Annotated in this window: 25 protein-coding genes; 1 reads left to right on the forward strand and 24 read right to left on the reverse strand. The window is 74.0% G+C overall.

The window, feature by feature from the left end; genetic code table 11:
- Positions 1–72 precede the first annotated feature (72 nt).
- From AC0AIB_RS15105 to hisD, 11 genes are all read right to left on the reverse strand, one after another.
- A complete protein-coding gene (locus tag AC0AIB_RS15105; protein WP_465096910.1) occupies positions 73–1,110 on the reverse strand; it encodes an NADP-dependent oxidoreductase in 1,038 nt (345 codons plus the stop codon).
- Positions 1,111–1,156: 46 nt separating this feature from the next.
- On the reverse strand, positions 1,157–1,588 hold the full coding sequence (locus AC0AIB_RS15110) for an organic hydroperoxide resistance protein (RefSeq protein WP_328348719.1): 432 nt from the start codon (positions 1,586–1,588) through the stop codon (positions 1,157–1,159).
- A gap of 5 nt (positions 1,589–1,593) precedes the next feature.
- Positions 1,594–2,040 carry a MarR family winged helix-turn-helix transcriptional regulator gene (locus AC0AIB_RS15115; protein WP_328344442.1) on the reverse strand — a complete coding sequence of 149 codons (447 nt, stop codon included), beginning with the start codon at positions 2,038–2,040 and terminating at the stop codon, positions 1,594–1,596.
- A gap of 105 nt (positions 2,041–2,145) precedes the next feature.
- Positions 2,146–2,568, reverse strand: coding sequence for a RidA family protein (locus AC0AIB_RS15120; RefSeq protein ID WP_328344440.1), 423 nt, complete (start codon positions 2,566–2,568; stop codon positions 2,146–2,148).
- On the reverse strand, positions 2,565–3,293 hold the full coding sequence (gene priA / locus AC0AIB_RS15125) for a bifunctional 1-(5-phosphoribosyl)-5-((5-phosphoribosylamino)methylideneamino)imidazole-4-carboxamide isomerase/phosphoribosylanthranilate isomerase PriA (protein WP_328344438.1): 729 nt from the start codon (positions 3,291–3,293) through the stop codon (positions 2,565–2,567). Before priA ends, AC0AIB_RS15120 begins: the two co-directional genes overlap by 4 nt.
- Before the next feature lie 16 nt (positions 3,294–3,309).
- On the reverse strand, positions 3,310–3,633 hold the full coding sequence (locus AC0AIB_RS15130) for a hypothetical protein (protein WP_067301738.1): 324 nt from the start codon (positions 3,631–3,633) through the stop codon (positions 3,310–3,312).
- Between the two features lie 24 nt (positions 3,634–3,657).
- Positions 3,658–4,269, reverse strand: coding sequence for an imidazole glycerol phosphate synthase subunit HisH (gene hisH / locus AC0AIB_RS15135; protein WP_328348718.1), 612 nt, complete (start codon positions 4,267–4,269; stop codon positions 3,658–3,660).
- An 89-nt stretch (positions 4,270–4,358) separates the two neighbouring features.
- Positions 4,359–4,529: a hypothetical protein gene (locus AC0AIB_RS15140; RefSeq protein WP_168222542.1), complete on the reverse strand. Its 171-nt coding sequence runs from the start codon at positions 4,527–4,529 to the stop codon at positions 4,359–4,361.
- 67 nt (positions 4,530–4,596) lie between these two features.
- A complete protein-coding gene (gene hisB, locus AC0AIB_RS15145; protein WP_328344435.1) occupies positions 4,597–5,208 on the reverse strand; it encodes an imidazoleglycerol-phosphate dehydratase HisB in 612 nt (203 codons plus the stop codon).
- Positions 5,205–6,278 (reverse strand): histidinol-phosphate transaminase, encoded by a 1,074-nt coding sequence (locus AC0AIB_RS15150; RefSeq protein ID WP_465096911.1) that lies wholly within the window; start codon positions 6,276–6,278, stop codon positions 5,205–5,207. Before AC0AIB_RS15150 ends, hisB begins: the two co-directional genes overlap by 4 nt.
- Positions 6,275–7,597, reverse strand: coding sequence for a histidinol dehydrogenase (gene hisD, locus AC0AIB_RS15155; protein WP_465096912.1), 1,323 nt, complete (start codon positions 7,595–7,597; stop codon positions 6,275–6,277). Before hisD ends, AC0AIB_RS15150 begins: the two co-directional genes overlap by 4 nt.
- Positions 7,598–7,703: 106 nt before the next feature.
- Here hisD and AC0AIB_RS15160 point away from each other — a divergent pair, with 106 nt between their 5' ends.
- Positions 7,704–8,402 (forward strand): LON peptidase substrate-binding domain-containing protein, encoded by a 699-nt coding sequence (locus tag AC0AIB_RS15160; RefSeq protein ID WP_465096913.1) that lies wholly within the window; start codon positions 7,704–7,706, stop codon positions 8,400–8,402.
- Here the strand turns inward: AC0AIB_RS15160 and AC0AIB_RS15165 are convergent.
- From AC0AIB_RS15165 to AC0AIB_RS15225, 13 genes are all read right to left on the reverse strand, one after another.
- On the reverse strand, positions 8,317–9,201 hold the full coding sequence (locus AC0AIB_RS15165) for a DUF2567 domain-containing protein (RefSeq protein ID WP_465096914.1): 885 nt from the start codon (positions 9,199–9,201) through the stop codon (positions 8,317–8,319). The two genes, AC0AIB_RS15160 and AC0AIB_RS15165, sit on opposite strands and share 86 nt — an antisense overlap.
- 56 nt (positions 9,202–9,257) lie before the next feature.
- Positions 9,258–10,889, reverse strand: a complete 1,632-nt coding sequence (locus AC0AIB_RS15170) for a MinD/ParA family ATP-binding protein (protein WP_465096915.1) — start codon at positions 10,887–10,889, stop codon at positions 9,258–9,260.
- Between the two features lie 207 nt (positions 10,890–11,096).
- Positions 11,097–11,954, reverse strand: coding sequence for a hypothetical protein (locus tag AC0AIB_RS15175; protein ID WP_465096916.1), 858 nt, complete (start codon positions 11,952–11,954; stop codon positions 11,097–11,099).
- Positions 11,955–11,958: 4 nt separating this feature from the next.
- Positions 11,959–12,903 carry an RluA family pseudouridine synthase gene (locus AC0AIB_RS15180; protein WP_328344425.1) on the reverse strand — a complete coding sequence of 315 codons (945 nt, stop codon included), beginning with the start codon at positions 12,901–12,903 and terminating at the stop codon, positions 11,959–11,961.
- The gene (gene lspA / locus AC0AIB_RS15185) at positions 12,900–13,550 is read right to left on the reverse strand and encodes a signal peptidase II (protein WP_465096917.1); all 651 of its coding nucleotides are present in this window, start codon (positions 13,548–13,550) and stop codon (positions 12,900–12,902) included. Before lspA ends, AC0AIB_RS15180 begins: the two co-directional genes overlap by 4 nt.
- 65 nt (positions 13,551–13,615) lie before the next feature.
- Complete coding sequence (locus AC0AIB_RS15190; protein ID WP_328344421.1) at positions 13,616–14,047, reverse strand: TraR/DksA family transcriptional regulator; 432 nt, start codon at positions 14,045–14,047, stop codon at positions 13,616–13,618.
- Between the two features lie 222 nt (positions 14,048–14,269).
- Entirely contained in the window at positions 14,270–15,772 is a 1,503-nt protein-coding gene (locus AC0AIB_RS15195) for a potassium/proton antiporter (RefSeq protein ID WP_328344419.1), read from the reverse strand.
- Positions 15,773–15,794: 22 nt separating this feature from the next.
- Positions 15,795–16,100, reverse strand: coding sequence for a DUF167 domain-containing protein (locus AC0AIB_RS15200; protein ID WP_328344417.1), 306 nt, complete (start codon positions 16,098–16,100; stop codon positions 15,795–15,797).
- 11 nt (positions 16,101–16,111) lie between these two features.
- Positions 16,112–17,005 carry a hypothetical protein gene (locus AC0AIB_RS15205; protein ID WP_465096926.1) on the reverse strand — a complete coding sequence of 298 codons (894 nt, stop codon included), beginning with the start codon at positions 17,003–17,005 and terminating at the stop codon, positions 16,112–16,114.
- Positions 17,006–17,075: 70 nt separating this feature from the next.
- Positions 17,076–17,876: a DivIVA domain-containing protein gene (locus tag AC0AIB_RS15210; RefSeq protein ID WP_067301781.1), complete on the reverse strand. Its 801-nt coding sequence runs from the start codon at positions 17,874–17,876 to the stop codon at positions 17,076–17,078.
- Positions 17,877–17,919: 43 nt separating this feature from the next.
- On the reverse strand, positions 17,920–18,225 hold the full coding sequence (locus AC0AIB_RS15215) for a YggT family protein (RefSeq protein WP_328344414.1): 306 nt from the start codon (positions 18,223–18,225) through the stop codon (positions 17,920–17,922).
- Positions 18,226–18,254: 29 nt separating this feature from the next.
- A complete protein-coding gene (locus tag AC0AIB_RS15220) occupies positions 18,255–18,980 on the reverse strand; it encodes a cell division protein SepF (protein WP_328344412.1) in 726 nt (241 codons plus the stop codon).
- Positions 18,981–19,173: 193 nt separating this feature from the next.
- Positions 19,174–19,920: a YggS family pyridoxal phosphate-dependent enzyme gene (locus AC0AIB_RS15225; RefSeq protein WP_465096918.1), complete on the reverse strand. Its 747-nt coding sequence runs from the start codon at positions 19,918–19,920 to the stop codon at positions 19,174–19,176.
- Between the last annotated feature and the right edge of the window lie 30 nt (positions 19,921–19,950).

The raw sequence follows: 19,950 nt of genomic DNA on the forward strand, positions 1-19,950 counted from the left end.
GTGATCAAGAGGTTTGCGTCAGTTCGATCTTCAAGAATGACGCAAACCTCTTGATCAACACGGTCATCCTGGTCACCACCCGCCGGGGGGTGGGGGTGGGGGGTGGGGGGGGTAGAGGCGGACCAGCATCTTGCCGAGGTTTTCGCCGCGTAGTAGGCCGAGGAACGCCTCGGGGGCGTTGCCGATGCCGTCGACGATCGTCTCGTCGTAGGAGAGCCGGCCCTCGCGCAGCCAGCCGGCCACCTCGGCGACGAACTGCTCGCGCAGGTCGCCGTGGTCGCCGACCAGGAAACCACGCAGGGTCACCCGCTTGCCGATGACAAGCGCCAGGTTGCGCGGTGCGGCCGGCGGCTCAGCCGAGTTGTACTGCGCGATCATGCCGCAGATGGCGGCCCGACCGTGCAGCTTCATCGCGCCGATGGCGGCCTCCAGGTGCTCGCCACCGACGTTGTCGAAGTAGACGTCGATCCCGTCCGGGGCGGCGGCCTTCAGCGAATCCCGCACCGGGCCGTCGTGGTAGTCGAAGGCGGCGTCGAAGCCGAGCGCCGTCAGCCGCTTCACCTTGGCCGGCGAACCGGCGCTGCCGATCACCCGGCCGGCACCCCGGAGCTTGGCGATCTGGCCGACCATGCTGCCCACCGCGCCGGCCGCGCCGGAGACGAACACGGTCTCCCCCGGCTGCATCGCCGCCACGTCGAGCAGCCCGGCGTACGCGGTCAGCCCGGTCATCCCGAGCACGCTCAGGTAGGCACTCACCGGGGCGGCGGTCGGGTCGACCCGGCGGGCGGACGCACCGTCGAGCAGCGCGTACTCCCGCCAGCCGAGCCCGTGCAGCACGGTGTCGCCGACACTGATCCCGTCGGCACCACCGGCCACCACCTCGCCGATCGCGCCGCCGTCGAGCGGGGCGTCCAGGGCGAACGGCGGCACGTAGGACTTCACGTCGTTCATCCGGCCGCGCATGTACGGGTCGACCGACATGAACTGGTTGCGGACCACGATCTGCCCCGGACCAGGGGTGGGCACCTCGGTCTCGACGAGGCGGAAGTCGTCTGCGGTCGGCCACCCCTGTGGGCGGGAGGCCAGGTGGATCTCACGGTTGCTGGTCATCCGGTGTCGTCCTCTCGTACGCGATGGTGGTGGGCCGGTGCGGCGCTCAGGCCGCGGCGGCCTCGCGCACGGTGAGCGCCACCTCGATGTTGCCCCGGGTGGCGTTCGAGTACGGGCAGACCTGATGGGCGGCCTCGACCAACTGCTGTGCGGCAGAGCGCTCGACGGCAGGCAGGTCCACCACCAGGGTGACGGCCAGGCCGAAGCCACCGCTGCCGTTCGGGCCGATGCCGACCTCGGCCTCGACGACCGAGCCGGTCACGTCGGCCTTGGCCCGGCGGGCGACCAGGCGCAGCGCGGAGTGGAAGCAGGCCGCGTAGCCGGCGGCGAAGAGCTGCTCGGGGTTGGCCGCGCCGCCCGCGCCGCCCATCTCCTTCGGGATGGCCAGGTCCAGCTCGACCGTGGCGTCGGAGGTGCGGACGTGGCCGTCACGGCCGTCGCCGGTGGCCGTCGCGGAGGCGGTGTAGAGCACCTGCATGGGGATCACTGCTCCTTCTGTCGGTGGATCGTCTCGGTGACGCGGGTGAGGATGTCGCGCAACGCGACGAGTTCGGCCTCGTCGAGGCCGGTGGCACAGGCCACCCGCAGCGGCACGTCGGTCATCCGCTGGCGCAGGGCCGCGCCGTCGGCGGTGAGCCCCACCTCCACCCGGCGTTCGTCGTGCGCGGAGCGGGTGCGGACCACCAGGCCCGCCGCCGCCAACCGCTTGAGCAGCGGGGAGAGCGTGCCGGAGTCGAGCCGCAGCGCCGCCCCCAGCTCGGAGACCGTGGGTGGGTCGTCGCCCCGCTCCCAGAGCACCAGCAGCACCAGGTACTGCGGGTAGGTGAGCCCGAACTCGTCGAGGATGGGCCGGTAGACGTCGGTGAGCGCGCGGGACGCCGCATAGAGGGCGAAGCACACCTGCCGACGCAGCACCAGATTCTCACTCACCCGGAAACTGTAGTCCGCAATTAAATTGTGCACAACTCATCTGGCCGGAGGTGGCCCCCGTCACCCGCCCGGGTCGCCAACCGGAGGACGACGCCGACCGGAGGATCAGGCCGGGGGCAGGTGTGCCTCCAGCTCGATCTCCACCAGGTGGTCGGGGTCGAGCAGGCCGGCGACCACGACCATGGTGGCGGCGGGCCGGATCGCGCCGAAGACGGCATTGTGCGCCCGGCCGACCTCGTCGGCGAAGAGCCGGTCGGTCACGTACATCCGGGTCCGCACCACGTCGGCGGCGGACGCGCCCACCTCGGCCAGGGCGGCCAGGCCGATCCGCAACGCCTGCGCGGTCTGCGCGGCGGCGTCACCGACGTGCGTCACCACCCCGTCGACCGTGGACGTGCAGCCGGCCGTCCAGGCCGACCGGCCGGCCCGGACCACCCGGGAGTAGCCGTAAACGGCCTCCCAGGGGCCGCCCGAGCCGAGCCGGGTGACGATCGCGTCGTCACCCGGCAGCAGCTCGACGTCGGTCACCCGGCGGCCCGGAGCGTGGCCAGCGCCTCGGCCACCGTGAACGCGCCCGCGTAGAGCGCCTTGCCGGCGATCACGCCCTCCACGCCTGCCGACTCCAGGGTCGCCAGGGCGCGCAGGTCGTCCAGGGTCGAGACCCCGCCGGAGGCGATCACCGGGGCGTCGGTGCGGGCACACACCTCGCGGAGCAGGTCCAGGTTCGGCCCGCGCATCGTGCCGTCCTTGGTGATGTCGGTCACCACGTACCGGGACGCGCCGGCGGCGTCCAGCCGGGCCAGCACCTCCCACAGGTCACCGCCGTCGCGGGTCCAGCCGCGCGCCGAGAGGGTACGACCCCGCACGTCCAGGCCGATCGCCACCCGGTCGCCGTACTCGGCGCAGATCCGGTCGCACCACTGCGGGTCCTCCAGGGCGGCGGTGCCGATGTTCACCCGGGCCGCCCCGGTGCCGAGCGCGGCCCGCAGCGACGCGTCGTCCCGGATGCCGCCGGAGAGCTCCACCCGCACGTCCAGCTTGCCGACCACCTCGGCGAGGAGGGCGGCGTTGGAGCCCCGGCCGAAGGCCGCGTCCAGGTCGACCAGGTGGATCCACTCCGCGCCGTCGTTCTGCCAGGCCAGCGCCGCGTCCAGCGGATCGCCGTAGGCGGTCTCGCTGCCGGCGGCGCCCTGCACGAGCCGGACGGCCTGGCCGTCGGCGACGTCCACAGCGGGCAACAGGGTCAGGCTCACGTTTCCTACTCCTCGATCAGATCCGACGGTCCAGGGCGATCACCACGATCGCCGGCAGGACCAGCAGCAACAGCACGACAAGCACCAACCGCAGCGCGAGATCGTCGACGAACACCCAGATCAGCGCCAGCGCCGCCGCGGTCAACCCGACGATGGCGGCCCGCTCCCCCCGGCTGCGCCGGGCAAGTCGACCCGTCCGGCCCCGCCGCCACTGCGGGGTGACCCGGCGGACCAGGGCGCGGCGACGCTGCCGACGGGCCAGCTTGCGCTGTCGTACGACGCGGTCGCGGGCCGCCTCCGCCTCCCGGACGGCCCGCCGACGGGCCCGTTCCTTGCTCACCGAGCCCCCGACCCGGTCCGGCTCTCAGTCAACCGTGGCCAGCCAGTTGCGCAGCAGCACGGCACCGGTCTCGGCCGACTTCTCCGGGTGGAACTGGGCGGCCGACAGCGCACCCCACTCCACCGCGGCGACGAAGTCCGTGCCGTGGTGCGCGGTGGTGACCCTGGCCCCCGCCGCGGTCAACGCCGGCTGGTCGAGCACCCCGTAGGAGTGCACGAAGTAGAAGCGGCTGTCGGCGGGCAGCCCGGCGAAGAGCACCGAACCGGCAGGCGGCGTCACCGTGTTCCAGCCCATGTGCGGCAACCGCTCGGCGGGCAGCCGGGTCACCCCGCCCGGCAACAACCCCAGCCCCTTGGTCACCACCCCGTGCTCGTCGCCGTGCGCGAAGAGCACCTGCATGCCCACGCAGATGCCGAGCACCGGCCGACCGGCGGCGACCCGTTCGGCGATCACCGGGCCGGCACCCGACGCCTCGATCCCGGCCATGCAGGCCGCGTACGCCCCGACGCCCGGCACCACCAGCCCGTCGGCCTCGGCGGCGGCGGCAAGGTCGGCGGTGACCGTCACGTCCGCCCCGGCGTGGGCCAGGGCCCGCTCGGCCGAGCGCAGGTTGCCCGAGCCGTAGTCGAGCACCACGATCCGCTTACCGCGCCCGCCCGTGCCGGTGTCGGCTCCGACGACCCGCCCGCCCGTGCCCGTGTCGGCTCCGGCGACCTGCTCGCTCATCAGCCCTCCCCGGGTAGCAGCCAGAGCACGCCGCCGACGGTGGCCAGCACGGCGAGCAGCCCGGTGACCACGATCGCACCGCGCGGCGCGTCCTGCCGGTACAACGACCAGGCCCCGCCGACGAGGATGCCGGCGAGGATCAGCAGCAGGGTCGGCAGCACCGGGCCCATCAGCGCCGCCCTCCGGCCCGGTCCGCCGGGCCACGTCGCAGGGCCGGGCCGGGGCGGGGCGTGCCGGTCACAGCGCGCCCTTGGTGCTGGGCACCACACCGGCGTTGCGCGGGTCGAGCGCGGTGGCCTCCCGCAGCGCCCGGGAGACCGCCTTGAACTGGGCCTCCACCACGTGGTGCGCGTCCGGGTGGCCGCCGGGACGGGCCGCCCGCAGCACGTCCACGTGCAGGGTCACCCGGGCCGACTGGCCGAAGGACTCCCAGATGTGCCGGGTCATGCTGGTCGGGTAGACCGGCCCGATGTACGGGGTCAGCGCCGGCTCGTCGTGCACCACGTACGGGCGGCCGGACAGGTCGACGGCGGCCCGGACGAGCACCTCGTCCATCGGGACGGTGGCCGAGCCGTACCGCCGGATGCCGGCCTTGTCACCGAGCGCCTGGTCGAACGCGGCGCCCAGGGCCAGCGCGGTGTCCTCCATCGTGTGGTGGGCGTCGATCTCCAGGTCACCGACGGTGCGGATGGTCAGGTCGAAGCCGCCGTGCCGGGCGATCTGGTGCAGCATGTGGTCGTAGAAGCCGACCCCGGTGCTGATCTCGGCCTGGCCGGTGCCGTCGAGGTCGATCTCGACGAGGACCTTGGTCTCCTTGGTGATCCGCTCCACCCGGGCGGTGCGACTCATGACAGTTTCTCCATCGCGGTGAGGAAGGCGTCGGTCTCGGCGGGGGTGCCGGCGGTGACCCGCAGCCAGCCGGGGAGGCCGACGTCCCGGACCAGCACCCCGGCGTCGAGCAGGCTCCGCCAGGCCACCGACTGGTCACCGCCGACGGCGAAGAGCACGAAGTTGGCGTCGCTGTCGGCCACCCGGTGCCCCCGGGACCGCAGCGTGCTCACGATCCGGTCCCGCTGCACCTTGATCGCGTCGACGGTGCCGAGCAGGGCGTCGCGGTGCGCCAACGCCGCGCGGGCGGCGGCCTGGGTGAGCGTCGAGAGGTGATAGGGCAGCCGGACCAGCTGCACCGCCGCCACCACCGCCGGATCGGCGACCAGGTAGCCCAGCCGGCCACCGGCGAAGCCGAACGCCTTGCTCATCGTCCGGGTCACCACCAGCCTCGGGTGGCCGGGCAGCAGCGCCAGGGCGTTACCCGTGCCGGGGCGGGCGAACTCGGCGTACGCCTCGTCGACGACCACCATGCCGGGCGTGGCGTCCAGCACGGCGCTGACCACCGCCGGGTCGAGCGCGGTGCCTGTCGGGTTGTTCGGCGAGCAGAGGAAGACCACGTCGGGGCGGTGCGCCCGGACCTCGGCGACCGCCTCGTCGGCGGTCAGCCCGAAGTCCACCCCCCGCTGCGCCGGGACCCACCGGGTGCCGGTGCCCAGGGCCAGCAACGGATGCATCGAGTACGCCGGCACGAAGCCCAGCGCACACCGCCCCGGCCCACCGAACGCCTGGAGCAGCTGCTGCTGGATCTCGTTGGAGCCGTTGGCCGCCCAGACCTGCTCCGCGGTGATCCCGTCGCCCAGGTAGCCGGCCAGGTCGGCGCGGAGCGCCAGCGCGTCGCGGTCCGGGTAACGGTTGAGGTCCCGCAGCTCGGCGGCGAGCGCCTTGCCGATCGCCTCCACCACCGGCTCGGGGAGCGGGTAGGAGTTCTCGTTGGTGTTCAGCCGGACCGCCACGTCGAGCTGCGGCGCACCGTACGGCGAGCGGCCCCGCAGGTCGTCGCGGACGGGCAGGTCGTCCAGGGTGGTCACGACGACTCCCCGGCGAAGCGCACCGCGACCGCCTGGCCGTGCGCCGGCAGGTCCTCCACGTTGGCCAGGGTCACCACGTGCGGCGCGACGTCGCGCAGCGCCTCCCGGGTGTACTCCACCAGGTGCACCCCGCGCAGGAAGGACTGCACGGACAGGCCGGACGAGTGCCGGGCGCAGCCCCCGGTGGGCAGCACGTGGTTGGAGCCGGCGCAGTAGTCGCCGAGCGAGACCGGCGCCCAGGCGCCCACGAAGATCGCCCCGGCGTTGCGTACCCGCAGTGCCCACTCGCGGGCGTCCCGGGTCTGGATCTCCAGGTGCTCGGCGGCGTACGCGTCGACCACCCGCAACCCGGCGTCGAGGTCGTCGACCAGCACGATGCCGCTCTGCTCCCCGCCGAGCGCGGTGCCGACCCGCTCGGCGTGCTTGGTGGCCGGCACCTGCCGGGTCAGCTCCCGGTCCACCGCGTCGGCCAGCTCGACCGACGGGGTGACCAGCACGCTGGCCGCCAGCGGGTCGTGCTCGGCCTGGCTGATCAGGTCGGCGGCGACGTGCGCCGGGTCGGCGGTGTCGTCGGCCAGCACGGCGATCTCGGTCGGGCCGGCCTCGGCGTCGATGCCGACCACGCCGCGCAGCAGCCGCTTGGCGGCGGTGACCCAGATGTTGCCCGGCCCGGTGATCATGTCGACCGGCTCGCAGCGCAGGGTGCCCTCGGGGTCCACCGCCGCGCCGTACGCCAGCATGGCGACCGCCTGGGCGCCGCCGACGGCGTACACCTCGTCGACGCCGAGCAGCGCGCAGGCGGCGAGCACCCGGGCGTCCGGCAGGCCCCCGTTGTCCTGCTGCGGCGGGCTGACCACCACCAGCGAGCGGACCCCTGCCGCCTGGGCCGGGACCACGTTCATCACCACGGTCGACGGGTACATCGCCAGCCCGCCGGGGACGTAGAGGCCGACCCGGTCGACAGGCACCCAGCGCTCGGTGACGGTGCCGCCCGGCACGACCTGGGTGGTGTGGTCGGTGCGGCGCTGGTCGTCGTGCACCCGCCGGGCCCGGTCGATCGACTCCAGCAGGGCGGCCCGCACGTCGGGGTCGAGCGTCCCCTCCGCCTCGGTGATCGCCTCGGTCGGCACCCGCAGCACCGGCGGGCTGATGCCGTCGAACCGCTCGCTCGCCTCCCGGATCGCCGGGTACCCATGGTCCCGGACCGCCTCGACGAGCGGGCGGATCCGCTCGACGGCCACGGAGACGTCGAGCTGGGCACGGGGCAGCAGGCGGCGCGGGTCACGGAACCCGCCGCGCAGGTCGATCCGATTCAACACGCTCCCGAGTCTAGGCGGCGGCTCCCGGGGCGACCCGCGCCGCCCGTACCGCGGGACGGTGAGCCGGGACACGCCGACCTCGCGGGATCGGGCTACGCTCGGACGCGTGACCGCACGGCTGCCGGTGTTTCCCCTCGCAACGGTGCTCTTCCCAGGTCTGGTGCTGCCGTTGCACATCTTCGAGGAGCGTTACCGCCACCTGGTGCGGGACCTGGTCGGACGGCCCGAGGGGGTGCCCCGGGAGTTCGGTGTGGTGGCGATCCGTTCCGGCTGGGAGGTCGCCCCGGGCCCGGGTCGAACCACCCCGGGCGGCGGCGAGGTGACCCTGCACGAGGTGGGCTGCACGGCCGAGCTGCGCCAGGTCACCGAGCTGGACGACGGGGGCTTCGACATCGTCACGGTGGGTCGGCGGCGGTTCCGGGTCGTCGACGTCGACCGGGAGGCCGCCCCCTACCTGACCGCCGACGTCGAGTGGCTGCCCGAGCCGACCGGCCCGGACGAGGCCGCGGAGCTACTGGCGGCCCGGGTGATCGCGGTGTTCCGGCAGTACCTGGGGCTGATCCGGGCCGACCCGGAGGAGCTGTCCGAGCAGCTACCGGAGGACCCGACGGTGCTGTCGCACCTGGTCGCGGCCACCGCGGTGCTGACCGTGGCGGACCGGCAGCGGCTGCTCGCCATCGACGACACCGCCGCCCGGCTCCGCGCCGAGCTGCGGCTGCTCAACCGCGAGTCGGCCCTGCTGCGTCAGGTGCGGGCGGTTCCGGTGCCGCTGTCGGAGCTGGCGTCCCCGCCGACCCCCAACTGACCCCGCCCACCCCACCGGGGGCACCGGAGACGCCGGGCCATTCGGGTCCGCCCGGCCATTCGGGTCCGCCGGGCTCCGGCTCCGGGCGCAGCGACGGCCAACGAGACCAGCCGGCCAGCAGGGTGTACGTCACGGCGGCGGCGAACGCCGGCAGCAGCAGGTTGCCGTACGGCACCGGCAGCACCCCGAAGACCCGTTCGATGCCACCGGCCCGCAGGTCTGCCGGCTTGTCGAACGGCGTACCGGCGGGGGCGGTGTCCAGCAGCCGCTGGTAGCCGGCCAGCCCGATCCGGCGGCCCACCTGCCAGGCGACCAGGGCGGCACCGAGCGCGCCGACGGTCAGCGCGGCCAGGTGCGCCGGCCCGCGTCGGCGGCGCAGCAGCGTCCACACCGCGATCGCGGCGAGCACCCCGAAGCCGAGCCCGAGCAGGCTGAACCAGCCGTCGGCGGCGATCGGCTGCTCCGGCTGGGGTTGGGCGTAGACGGCCCCCTCTGCGGTCTTGCGCACCGGGGTGTCCGGAGCCAGTGCCGCCCAGAGCAGCCCCAGCAACGCCCCGAGCGCGGTCAGGCCGCACGCGAGGGCGAACGCCACCGCCGTGGTGTGCCGGGGCCGCGCGTCGGGAGGCTGCGGCAGCCCGGCGTACGGCGGCGGCCACGGCAGGTACGACCCACCCGGGTCGTACCCGGACGCGGCCGCTGTCCCGTCGGCCGGTGGCCCGGTGGTGAGGGCGTCCGGGGTCGGCACGGCACCCGCCGGGGCGTCGGCGGGGCGGTGCGGATCGGGGGTGTCCGGGCTCACCCGATGATCCTCTCAGGCGTAGCGGTGCGGCGGGGCGGCGGAGCCCGTACAGCCGCTCAGCGGGCGAACGGCTCCAGCATCACCGAGGCGGCCCGCAGCCAGGCGGCCCGGGTCTCCGCCTGGAGCTGGTGGTACTCGATCGACGACCCGGTCTCCAGCACCGGGTCGTACGGCACCACCGCGACGGCCCGGGTCCGGGTGGCGAAGTGCCGCTCCAGGTCGTCCTGGAGGGTCGACCGGCCCGGGGTGGGGCAGGAGATCAGGGTGATCGCGTTGTCGGCCAGCTCGCCCATCCCCTCCTCGTGCAGCAGGTCGAGCATCCAGTCGGCGCTGAACGCGGCGTCCTCGCGCGGCACGGTGGTCACCACGAGCTGGTCGGCGGCGTGCATGACGGTGCGCCAGTTGGGGCTCTCCACGTTGTTGCCGGTGTCCACGCAGACCACGTCGTGGGTACGCCGCAGCAGCTCCAGCACCCGCTTGACGGTGAACTGGTCGAGGCGTTGGGCGAACCGGGGGCTCTCCTCCCCGGCCAGCACGTCGTACGAGCCGTCGGAGGCGTGCCGCAGGTAGTCGTCGAGGGACTCCAGCAGCTCGGCGCCGTCCCGGATCTCGATGTGCGCCAGGTCGCTGATCAGGTGCCGGATCGTCCGGGCGTGCCGGGCGCTGCCGGCGCGTAGGCCGAGGGTGCCGCGCAGCTCGTTGTCGTCCCAGGCGAGCACGCCCCGACCCCGGACGCTGCCGACGGTGGCGGCGGCGAGCACCGTGGCGGTGGTCTTGTGCACGCCGCCCTTGGGGTTGGCGAAGGCGAGCACCCGGGGGGTGCCCAGATCGCGGCGGAGGATCCCGGCGGCCCGCTCCTGCTCGTCCTGCGGACCCTGCTGACGCCACTCGATGCGGGCGGGCTCGACCCGGGCCGGCTCCACGCGAGCCGGATAGCCCCGGTCGGCGACCACCGCGGGCGGGTAGGCCGGCTGCTCCGGCTGGTACGCCGGCTCGGCCGGGTAACCGGGCTCGGGGTACGCCGGTTGGGGCGGCTGGTACCCCGGTTCCGGCGGCGCGTAGCCCGGCGCACGGTAGCCGTTGTCCAGCAACGCGTACCGGGACTCGGGGGGTGGCTCGGGCCGGTAGCCGCGGTCCAGCAGCGCGTAGCGGGACGGGACGACAGGTGGCTCCGGCGGGTGGGCCGGCTCCGACGGGTACCCGGGGTCGGCCGCGTACCCGGGGGCCGCCCGGTAACCGGGGTCGACCGGATAGCCGGGATCGGCGCGGTAACCGGGATCGGCTGAGTAGCCGGGAGTCGCGGGGTAACCGGGATCGGCTGAATAGTTGGGGTCCGCCGGATAGCTGGGATCCGCCGGGTAACCGGGGTCGGCCCGGTACGCCGGCTCGACCCGGTAGCTGGCCCCGGCACGGTAACCCGGGTCGGCACCGTAGGCCGGATCGGCACCGTAGCCCGGATCGGCACCGTAGGCCGGGTCGGCGGGCGGGGGCACGGCGGCCGATCCCCGTCCGGACCAGCCGCCACCGGGCGCACGGCCGGCCAGCGACTCGCGGGCCGCGTCCTCGCTGCGGCGGTCCGGTTCCACCTGTTCGGCGGCCCGTCCGCCGAGGCGGGCGCGCTCGAAGAGCGCCCGCCATCGCGGTGCCGGTTCGGCCGACCGGCCCCAGCCGGTCTCGGTGCCGTCCAAGGCTCGCCCTCCCGCGCCGTCGATCTCCGCCTGACAGGCTACGAACGAAACCCTATTCGGACCACACCGGTCTGCACACATCCCCAGGGAACAATACTTAGGGCAACCGGCCGGACGACCCGCTGCGACGGGAGTCCGGGGAGGTCGGAGCGGGGGTCGGCACCCACCGGTCCGGTCCGGCCACCCTCGGCGACGGTGTCGGGACGGTCACACCGGGTGCCCCTTCCGACGAATCGCCCATCGCGGTACCCGGCTCGCCATCGCGGCGCCCGCCGTCGCGGCCGTGTCGGCGGGCGGCCGGGCCACCTCCCGCTGCTCGGGCAGCGGCGGTAGGAACACCGTCCGGTCCAGCCGGGTCACCTCGGGCGCGGGGTCGAGCACCCGGACCCCGCCGCGGCCGGCCAGGGCGCGCAGGGTGGCCGCCTCGGCCCGGACCACCGCCGCATAGACGCAGGCGCAGGCCGACCGGTAGCCGGCCGCCTCCGCCCGGGCGACCTGCGCCCCGGTCTCGTACCCCCGGCGGCTGGTGGGGTCGGTGGTGCCGGCGGCCCGGATCCGCTGGTCGGCGGCCTCCCGGTCCTTGCGGTCGGCGAGGCCGGTCATCCCGGCGGTGACGTCCTGCGGCAGCAGCTGCGCCGGCAGCCGGACCACCTCGGTCTGCCGGCCGGGCAGCGGCACCCGGACCACCACCGCCGCGACCTCGACGTCGGCCAGCAGCACCGGCAGCCGGTCCGGCGCGAGGTAGCTGTCGAAGCTCACCAGCGCGTACGCCCCGGCGGTCAGCGCGGCGAGTTCGGCCCGGCTGGCGATGGCGTAGCCGGGCAGCGAGTCACCCGGCAGCACCCCGACCCGGGTGACCTGCCCGACCGTGCGGTCGCCGACCGGTGCGGGCCGGCGGGCCAGCCAGCCGACGGTGAGCAGCACCGCGCCGACGGCGAGCACCGCCGCGGTGACCAGCCACCGCGCCTGCCGGGACGGGTCGACGGGCGGGTCGGTGGTCACCGGGTCGACGGTCTCCGGGTCGGTGCCCGGCCCGGAGACACCGCCCGACGGATCGTGCCGCACCGGGTCAGTCGCGCAGGATCGTCAGCGCGCGGGCCAGGTCGTCCGGGTATTCGCTGACGAAGGTGACGTCGTCGCCGGTACGCGGGTGCGCGAAGGTCAACGACCGGGCGTGCAGCCACTGTCGGCGCAGTTCGAGCCGGGCCGACAGGGTCGGGTCGGCGCCGTAGGTGAGATCGCCGACGCACGGGTGCCGCAGGGTCGAGAAGTGCACCCGGATCTGGTGGGTACGCCCCGTCTCCAGCCGGACGTCGAGCAGGCTGGCCGCCGGGAACGCCTCGATCGTGTCGTAGTGGGTGATGCTCGGCTTGCCGTCGGAGACCACCGCCCAGCGGTAGTCGTGGTGCGGGTGCCTGTCGATCGGGGCGTCGATGGTGCCGCGCGACGGGTCTGGGTGCCCCTGGACCACCGCGTGGTAACGCTTCTCCACCTCGCGGTACTTGAACGCCCGCTTCAGCGCGGTGTACGCCTGCTCGCTCTTGGCCACCGCCATGATCCCGGTGGTGCCCACGTCCAACCGGTGCACCACGCCCTGCCGCTCGGCGGCCCCACTGGTGGAGATCCGGTGGCCGATCGCGGCGAGGCCACCGATCACGGTCGGGCCGGTCCAGCCGGGACTGGGATGGGCCGCCACCCCGACCGGCTTGTCGACCACCACGATGTCGTCGTCGGCGTAGACCACGGTCAGCCCGGGGACCGCCTGCGGCACCACGGTCGGCGGGGCGACCGGGGCGGGCAGCGTCACCTCCAGCCAGGAACCGGCCTTGACCTTGTGCGAGTTCTGCCGGGCCGCGCCGTCGACGAGCGCGTCACCGGCGTCGACGAGCGCGGCGGCGGCGGTGCGGGACAGGCCGAAGAGCCGGGACACCGCCTGGTCCAGCCGCATCCCGTCGAGGCCGTCCGGGACGGGCAGCGAACGGTGGTCGCCGCCCGCGGCGAAGGTGGAGGTCATGCCCGCTCCCTCGGCTCGACATCGGTCGGGTCCGACCCGGCGGCGACCGGGCCGCCGCCGGACGTCGACCCGGCGGACACCTCGTCACCCCTGCCGCCGACCCGCCGCCCGTCGCGCTGGCGACCGGTCAGTTCCAGCAGCACGGCCAGCAGCACCCCGGCGACCAGGCAGCTGTCGGCCAGGTTGAACACCGGCCACACCTGGCCGTACGGGTCGAAGAGGCTGACCATGTCCACCACGTGACCGACGAAGTGGCCGGGGGCCCGGAAGATCCGGTCGGTGAGGTTGCCCAGCGCGCCACCCAGCACCAGGCCGAGGGAGACCGCCCAGGGCAGCGAGCGCAACCGCAGCGCCATCCAGCCGATCCAGCCGACCACCCCGATGGTGATCAGCGGGAACACCCAGGTGTGGCCGGCGCCGATGCTCCACGCCGCCCCGCTGTTGCGGGTGAGGGTGAGGTAGACCGCCCCGCCGAGCAGGCGGACCGGCCCCCGGTCGTCGAGCAGTTGCAGGGCGAGGTGCTTGGTGAGCAGATCCGTCAGCAGCGCGACCGACGCGATGCTGACGAGGACCACGACCGCCCTGCGGCGGGGCGTGCCGCCACCCGGCTCGGTGGTGCCGGATCCGGCGGTCGGTGCTGTGGTCATCGACTCCCCATCGACTGTCCGGACGGCGCGGTCCGCCGTCTCGCGAGGTCACCGGGGAGTGGACGTCAGCGCCGCTCCGCCAGCTGCTTGCAGGTCACGCAGAGGGTCGCCGACGGGAAGGCGGCGAGCCGCTCCACCGGGATCGGGTTCCCGCACCGCTCGCACCATCCGTAGCCGCCCTCGTCGAGCCGCTCCAGAGCGCGCTCGACCTGGGTGATCCGTTCCCGGATGCTGTTGGCGAGGGAGATCTCCTGCTCGCGCTCGAACGTCTTGGTGCCGGTGTCGGCCTGGTCGTCCCCGGCCGAGTCGGTCAACCGGTCGCGCTGCAGCTCGGTGATCTCGCTCAGCGTCTGATCGTACTCGGCACGCAGCTCGTCCCGTCGGGCCGCCAGGGCCGCCCGGATCTTCTCGGTCTCCGCCGCGCTGCGGGTCGCCTTCGGAGTGGCCTTCGCCGCTGGTTTACGACCGGCGGTCCTGGTGTCGGCTGGCTTCGCCATCGTCAGCTCCCTCAGCCGCGGGACGCGGCGGTCGGCGGTGCCCGGACAGGGTCCGCCGACGTGGCGTACCCAGGTAACAAAACGGGCGCACGGCAACGGTGGCCGCGCACTCCGGAGGTTGGCAAGAATACGGAACGTACAGGCGTCCGACAACGTACCGCACTGTCGCACCGCTACTCAGCCCCTAAAACCCCTAATTGGGGCAAAAAGAAGACTAGCAGATCAACCGTCCCGATCCTCGCCGTACTCGCCGAACCACCTCGCCAGCCGGCCCCGCCGGCTGACCGCCCGCAGCCGGCGCTCCGCCTCGTCCCGCACTCCGGCGGTCGCCACGATCAACAAGCTGTCCCCGGTCTTGAGCCGGGTGCCCGCAGCAGGCACGAAGCCCACCCCGTCGCGCAGCACCAGGGTCACCGAGGCCCCCACCGGCAGCCGCAACTCGTCGACGTGCACCCCGGCCAACCGGGAGCCCGCCGGCACCTCCAACTGGAGCAGGTCCGCCCGCATCCGCTCCAACGGGGCGGTCTCCACCCGGATCTCCGCCAACTCCGCCGGGGCGGTCACCCGCAGCCGGCGGGCGGCCGACGCGAGCGTCCCCGCCTGGAGCACCGTGAAGATCACCACCAGCACGAAGACCGCGTCGAACAGCCGGTCCGCCCCGGGCACCCGGGCCGACAGCGGGATGGTGGCCAGCACGATCGGCACCGCACCACGCAGCCCGGCCCAGGACAGGAAGACCTGCTCGCGCAGGGGGACCCGGAACGGCAACGCGGAGACCAGCACCGACAGCGGCCGGGCCAGCAACAGCAGGGCCAGGCCGGTCACCACCGCCGGCAGCAGCGCGGTGTGCAACCGCTCCGGCGTGGCCAGCAGACCGAGCAGCACGAACAGCCCGATCTGGGCCAGCCAGGCCAACCCGTCGGCGAACCCCAGGATCGCCTGTCGGTGCGGCAGCCGGGCGTTGCCGAGCAGCACCCCTGCCACGTAGACGGCGAGGAACCCGGAGGCGTGCAGCACCGCTCCGGCGGCGTACGCCAGCACGGTGAACCCGACGGCGGCGATCGGATACAGCCCGGACGACGGCAGCGCAGCCCGCCGCAACGTGAACCGGCCGGCCAGCCCGGCGGCCAGCCCCACCGCGGCACCCACCCCCAGCTCGTAGCCGACCAGGAAGACCTCGAACCACCACGGGTGCTCGATCGGGCCGCTACGGGACAGCAGCACCACCAGGATCACCACCGGGGCGTCGTTCATGCCCGACTCGGCCTCCAGGGTGGCCACCAGCCGGGGCGGCAGCCGCAGCCGGCGCAGGGTGGCGAAGACCGCCGCCGCGTCGGTGGAGGAGAGCACCGCGCCGTAGAGCAGCGCCAGTCGCCAGTCCAGCCCGAGCAGCAGGTGCACCACCAGGCCGACGACGACGATGCTGACCAGCACGCCGACCGTGGACAACGCGCCGGCCAACCCGAGCACCGGGCGCAGGGTGCTCCACCGGGCGGTGAGCCCACCCTCCGCGATGATCACGATCAGCGCGCAGAAGCCGAGCACCCGGGTCAGCTCGGCGTCGTCGAACCGGATGCCCAACCCGGCCTCGCCGATCGCCACCCCGAGCGCCAGATAGACCAGGAGGCTCGGCACGCCCAGCCGGGTGGAGAACCGCACCGCACCGACCGCCACCAGCAACACGGCCGCGCCGAGGAGCAGCGCCAGATCCAACCCCGGCGTCACGGGCGCCCCACCCGAGGCGCCGTCACCCGTCCGTTCCGTCGCGCAGCCGGCGCAGCAACTCGACCAGGCCGGGCGTCGGACGGTCGACCAGGAAGAGTTTGTCCCGGCTCGTCGCCCCGGTACGCAGCGCCACCACCGCCGGGCGGACACCCAGCGCCCCGGCCAGCGCCCGACGGGCCGCCTCGGTGGCCCGACCGTCCACCGCCGGGGCGGTCACCGCGATCACCAGGGCCGGACCGTGCGGACCGGCGAAGCAGCCGCCGACCCGGGGCCGGGACGCACCGGGCTTGACCCGTACCGCGACCGTCAACGTGTCGTCCGTGGGCATCGACCCCAACCTCAGCGGGGGTAGGTGTCGGCGAGCAGGGCGGTGTCCGGATTGCACAGACCGCACGGGGTGAACCCGAGGGAGATCGCCTCGGAGACCGGCAGCGGCTCGTGCTCCCGCTCGATCAGGTGGGCGCAGGAAAGAAGGTGGTAGCGGGGATGCCCGTCGACCACCAGCACCTCGGCGTCGAGCCGGGCCACCCGGGCGGCGTCACCGGGCGGCACCCGCTGGGCCGGCGGGTCCCACGGCGAGGCGGCGTCACCCGCGCGCTCCCAGGGCGGCGCGAGGTCGTCCGGGGCGTCCCAGCCGGGATCGTCCGCGTCGTGCCGGGCAGAATCGTCGTGCCGGGCAGGATCTTCCGTGCCGTATCGGGCAGGGTCGTCCGCGTCGGGCCAGGCGGGTTCGGTTCCGGCGTCCCGGCCGAGGTCGGTCGCCGGCTGCCGGCCGGTCGGCGGGGCCGGCTGTCCGGGGGCCGTCGGATCCGGTGGGGCGGACACCACGACAGGGTCCCACGGAGCCTCCGCCTCGGGCTTCCAGGCATCGACGTCAGGGCGGGGGGAAACATCGACGGGCCCGCCGGCTGCCGGCGGGCCGGGTGGTTGCCGCCACCCGGCACCACCGGTACCGATCGTCGTCGGGACGTACGTCGTCGGGGTCTCCGACGACTCGGTCGCGGTCGGCGGGGCGGTCGTGCGGGGCGGACCCGCCGGCCGATCACCCGAGTCGGCCCGCTCCGCCGCCCTCGCCCTGGTGGCGGCTGCCTGGCGGGCACCGGCCACCAACGCGACGGCGGCCAGCAGACTGGCCGCTATGGAACTGGTCAACAGCGTGCTGGAACCCTCGACGAGGCCGAACACCAGCAGTACGACCGCGCCGAGGATGAGCAGCAGACTGGCGACTAGCACGGCTCACCCCCGCCGCGTCGTGGGTCGTGGCTGGGTCGGCGACCGTCGGGCGACGGTCGCCGACCGTGGATCAGCGGCCGGCTTCGAGGGCGCCGGAACGACTGCCACCGTACGAGCCGGCGAGGCTCGCCGCGGCGAGCCCGTTGCCACCGACGGCACGGGTGCCCTCGGTGCGGGTCATCTCGGCCTCCAGGCCCTGACCCCGACCGTCGAGGTCGCGCAGCTGGCTCTCCAGGTAGGCCTTGAGCCGGGTGCGGTACTCGCGCTCGAACTGCTTGAGCTCCTCGATGTGCTTCTGCAGTGCGGTCCGCTTGGCGTCCAGGCCGCCCATGGCCTCCTGGTGCCGCTGGCGGGCGTCGCGCTCCAGCGCGTCGGCCTTGGCCCGCGCCTCCCGGGTGACCTCCTCGGCCTTGGAACGGGCCTCGGAGAGCAGCTGGTCGGCCTCGCGACGGGCGTCGGAGACGTGGTCGTCGGCGGTGCGCTGGGCCATCATGAGCACCCGCAGCGCCTGCTGCTCGCCGTCGCCACCGACGGCCGGGCCACCGGTGGTGCGGACCTGCTCCAGCTCCGCCTGCATCGCGCGGGCGGCCTGCTCGGCGGCGGCCTTGTCGCGCTGCACCCGGTCGAGCTGGGCCTTGACGTCGTTGAGCTCGGCGGCGAGCCGGGCGTCGCCACCGGGGCCGGCAGGGGCCCCGCCACGACCGCCGCGCTCCACCTGGGCGCGCAGCTCGTTGTTCTCCTCGATCAGACGGGCAAGCTCACGCTCGACCTCGTCCAGGAAGGCGTCGACCTCCTCCTCGTCATACCCCCGCTTGCCGATCGGCGGCTTTTTGAAGGCGACGTTGTGCACGTCGGCCGGTGTCAGCGGCATCGAAACTCCTCGGGTCAGTTGCGGCCGCGAAAGCGCGCGCTGGTCAGGAGAAGTTCCTGATCAGCGGATCTAACACAAACCTCATCAGCACGAACAGGATAACCAGGAGCACAAGGGAGGCCAGGTCGATGCTCACGGTACCAATTCGCAGTGGGGGGATCACCCGCCTCAACGCCTTGAGAGGCGGATCAGTGACGCTCCACACGGACTCGAGCCCGGCGGACGCGCCACGCCCCGGTTGCCACCGACGACCGTACTGGAGGACGGCACTGAGAACGAATCGGGCCAACAACACAATAAGGAAGAGGTACAAAATCAGGTACAGAAGTTGGAACACGATCGACAACACGGCAGACGACGTCCCTCGTTCGGGTGGACTTAGCTCAGGGAGAAGAAGCCGCCCTCAGCGATCTTGGCCTTGTCCTCGGCGGTGACCTGGACGTTGGCCGGTGAGAGCAGGAACACCCGGTTGGTCACGCGCTCGATCGTACCGCGCAGCCCGAACGCGAGCCCGGCGGCGAAGTCCACCAGACGGCGGGCGTCGGCCTCGTCCATCTCGGTGAGGTTGATGATCACCGGGACGCCGTCGCGGAAGTGCTCGCCGATGGTCCGCGCCTCCCGGTAGGTGGTCGGGTGCAGCGTGGTGATCTGGTAGCGCTGCTCCTCCTCGGCCACGACCGGCCGCTCGCGGGGCGACGCCTGCGGCGCCAGGGCGAGATTGTCCCGGGTGTGGTAGCTCAACGCGCCCGAGGTCTCCGACCCACCGGACCGGGTGATCGACCGGACGCTCGCCCGCTCGGCCCGGTCCGACCGCTCGGCCCGCTCAGCCCGGTCCGACCGCTCGGCCCGCTCGTCGTCGGCGCGGTCGGCCTCCACCGTCCGACTCGACCGGTCGGCCAGCCGGCCCCGGTCACCCAGGCGCGGACGCGGCGCCGGCGGCTCCTCCGCGTCGTCCTCGTCGTCGTCGGCGAACTCCTCGGAGTACCGGCTCGACCGGTACCGCGACTCGCGGTAGCCGGGCTTGTCGTAGCCCTCGTCGTAGCCGCGCTCGTCGTCTTCCTCGACGAGCCCGAGCCAGACCCCCGCCTTGCGCAGTGCACCCATCCCGCGCCCTTCCGTCCGCCGTGCGGCACGCACCCCCGTGCCGTGTCGCCATGATCGCGAGTGGACTTCCCTGCCCACCGGATCGGAACGGCAATCCCCCGACGCGCGATTCGCGGCTCGCCCGTCGTGGCCCCCGACCTCGGGACGCCGCTCCTGAACAACACTGATGTAATTTGCTCCTACCGGGGCCAGGCTACCGCAGCGTGGAACGCATTCCGAGCAACGCGCTGCCGACGCGGACATGTGTCGCCCCGTACCCGATCGCCACCTCCAGGTCACCGCTCATCCCGGCGGAGAGCACGGTGGCCGCCGGATGACGGGCCCGGAACGCCGCCGCCACCTCGGCCAACCGGGCGAAGGCCCGCTCGGGTTCCCAGCCCAGCGGCGCCACCGCCATCAATCCGGCCAGCCGCAGCGCCCCCGCCCCGGCCAGCGCCCCGGCCACCGGGTCGAGCCCCCGGTCGGGGTCGGCGGAGCCCGGCAGGGCGCCACCCCGATCGGGGTCACCGTCGATGCTGACCTGCACCAACGCCTCCAGCGGACGGTCCCGGCCGGATTCGGCGGCGGTGGCCAGCGCGCGGGCCAGCCGGACGCTGTCCACGGAATGCACCACGTCGGCGTAGCGGACCACCGAACGGGCCTTGTTACGTTGCAGTTGACCGATGAAGTGCCAGCGCGGGGTCACCCCCGCCGCCGCCACCTCGGCCGCCTTCGGCGCGGCCTCCTGGTCCCGGTTCTCCCCCAGGTCACCGACGCCGAGCCCGGCCAGCGCGACCGCGTCACCCGCCGGGTAGGTCTTGGTCACCGCGATCATGGTCACCTCGGCCGGATCCCGGCCGGCGGCGACGCAGGCGTCGGCGATCCGGGTACACACCACGGCCAGCCCGGCCGCCAACTCGGCACGGCGCTCCGGACGCACCGGGTCGGGTCGACCGGTCATCGGCCGGGCCGCCCGGTCGTCGGCGGGGCG

The organism is Micromonospora sp. DSM 43699, assembly GCF_055517075.1.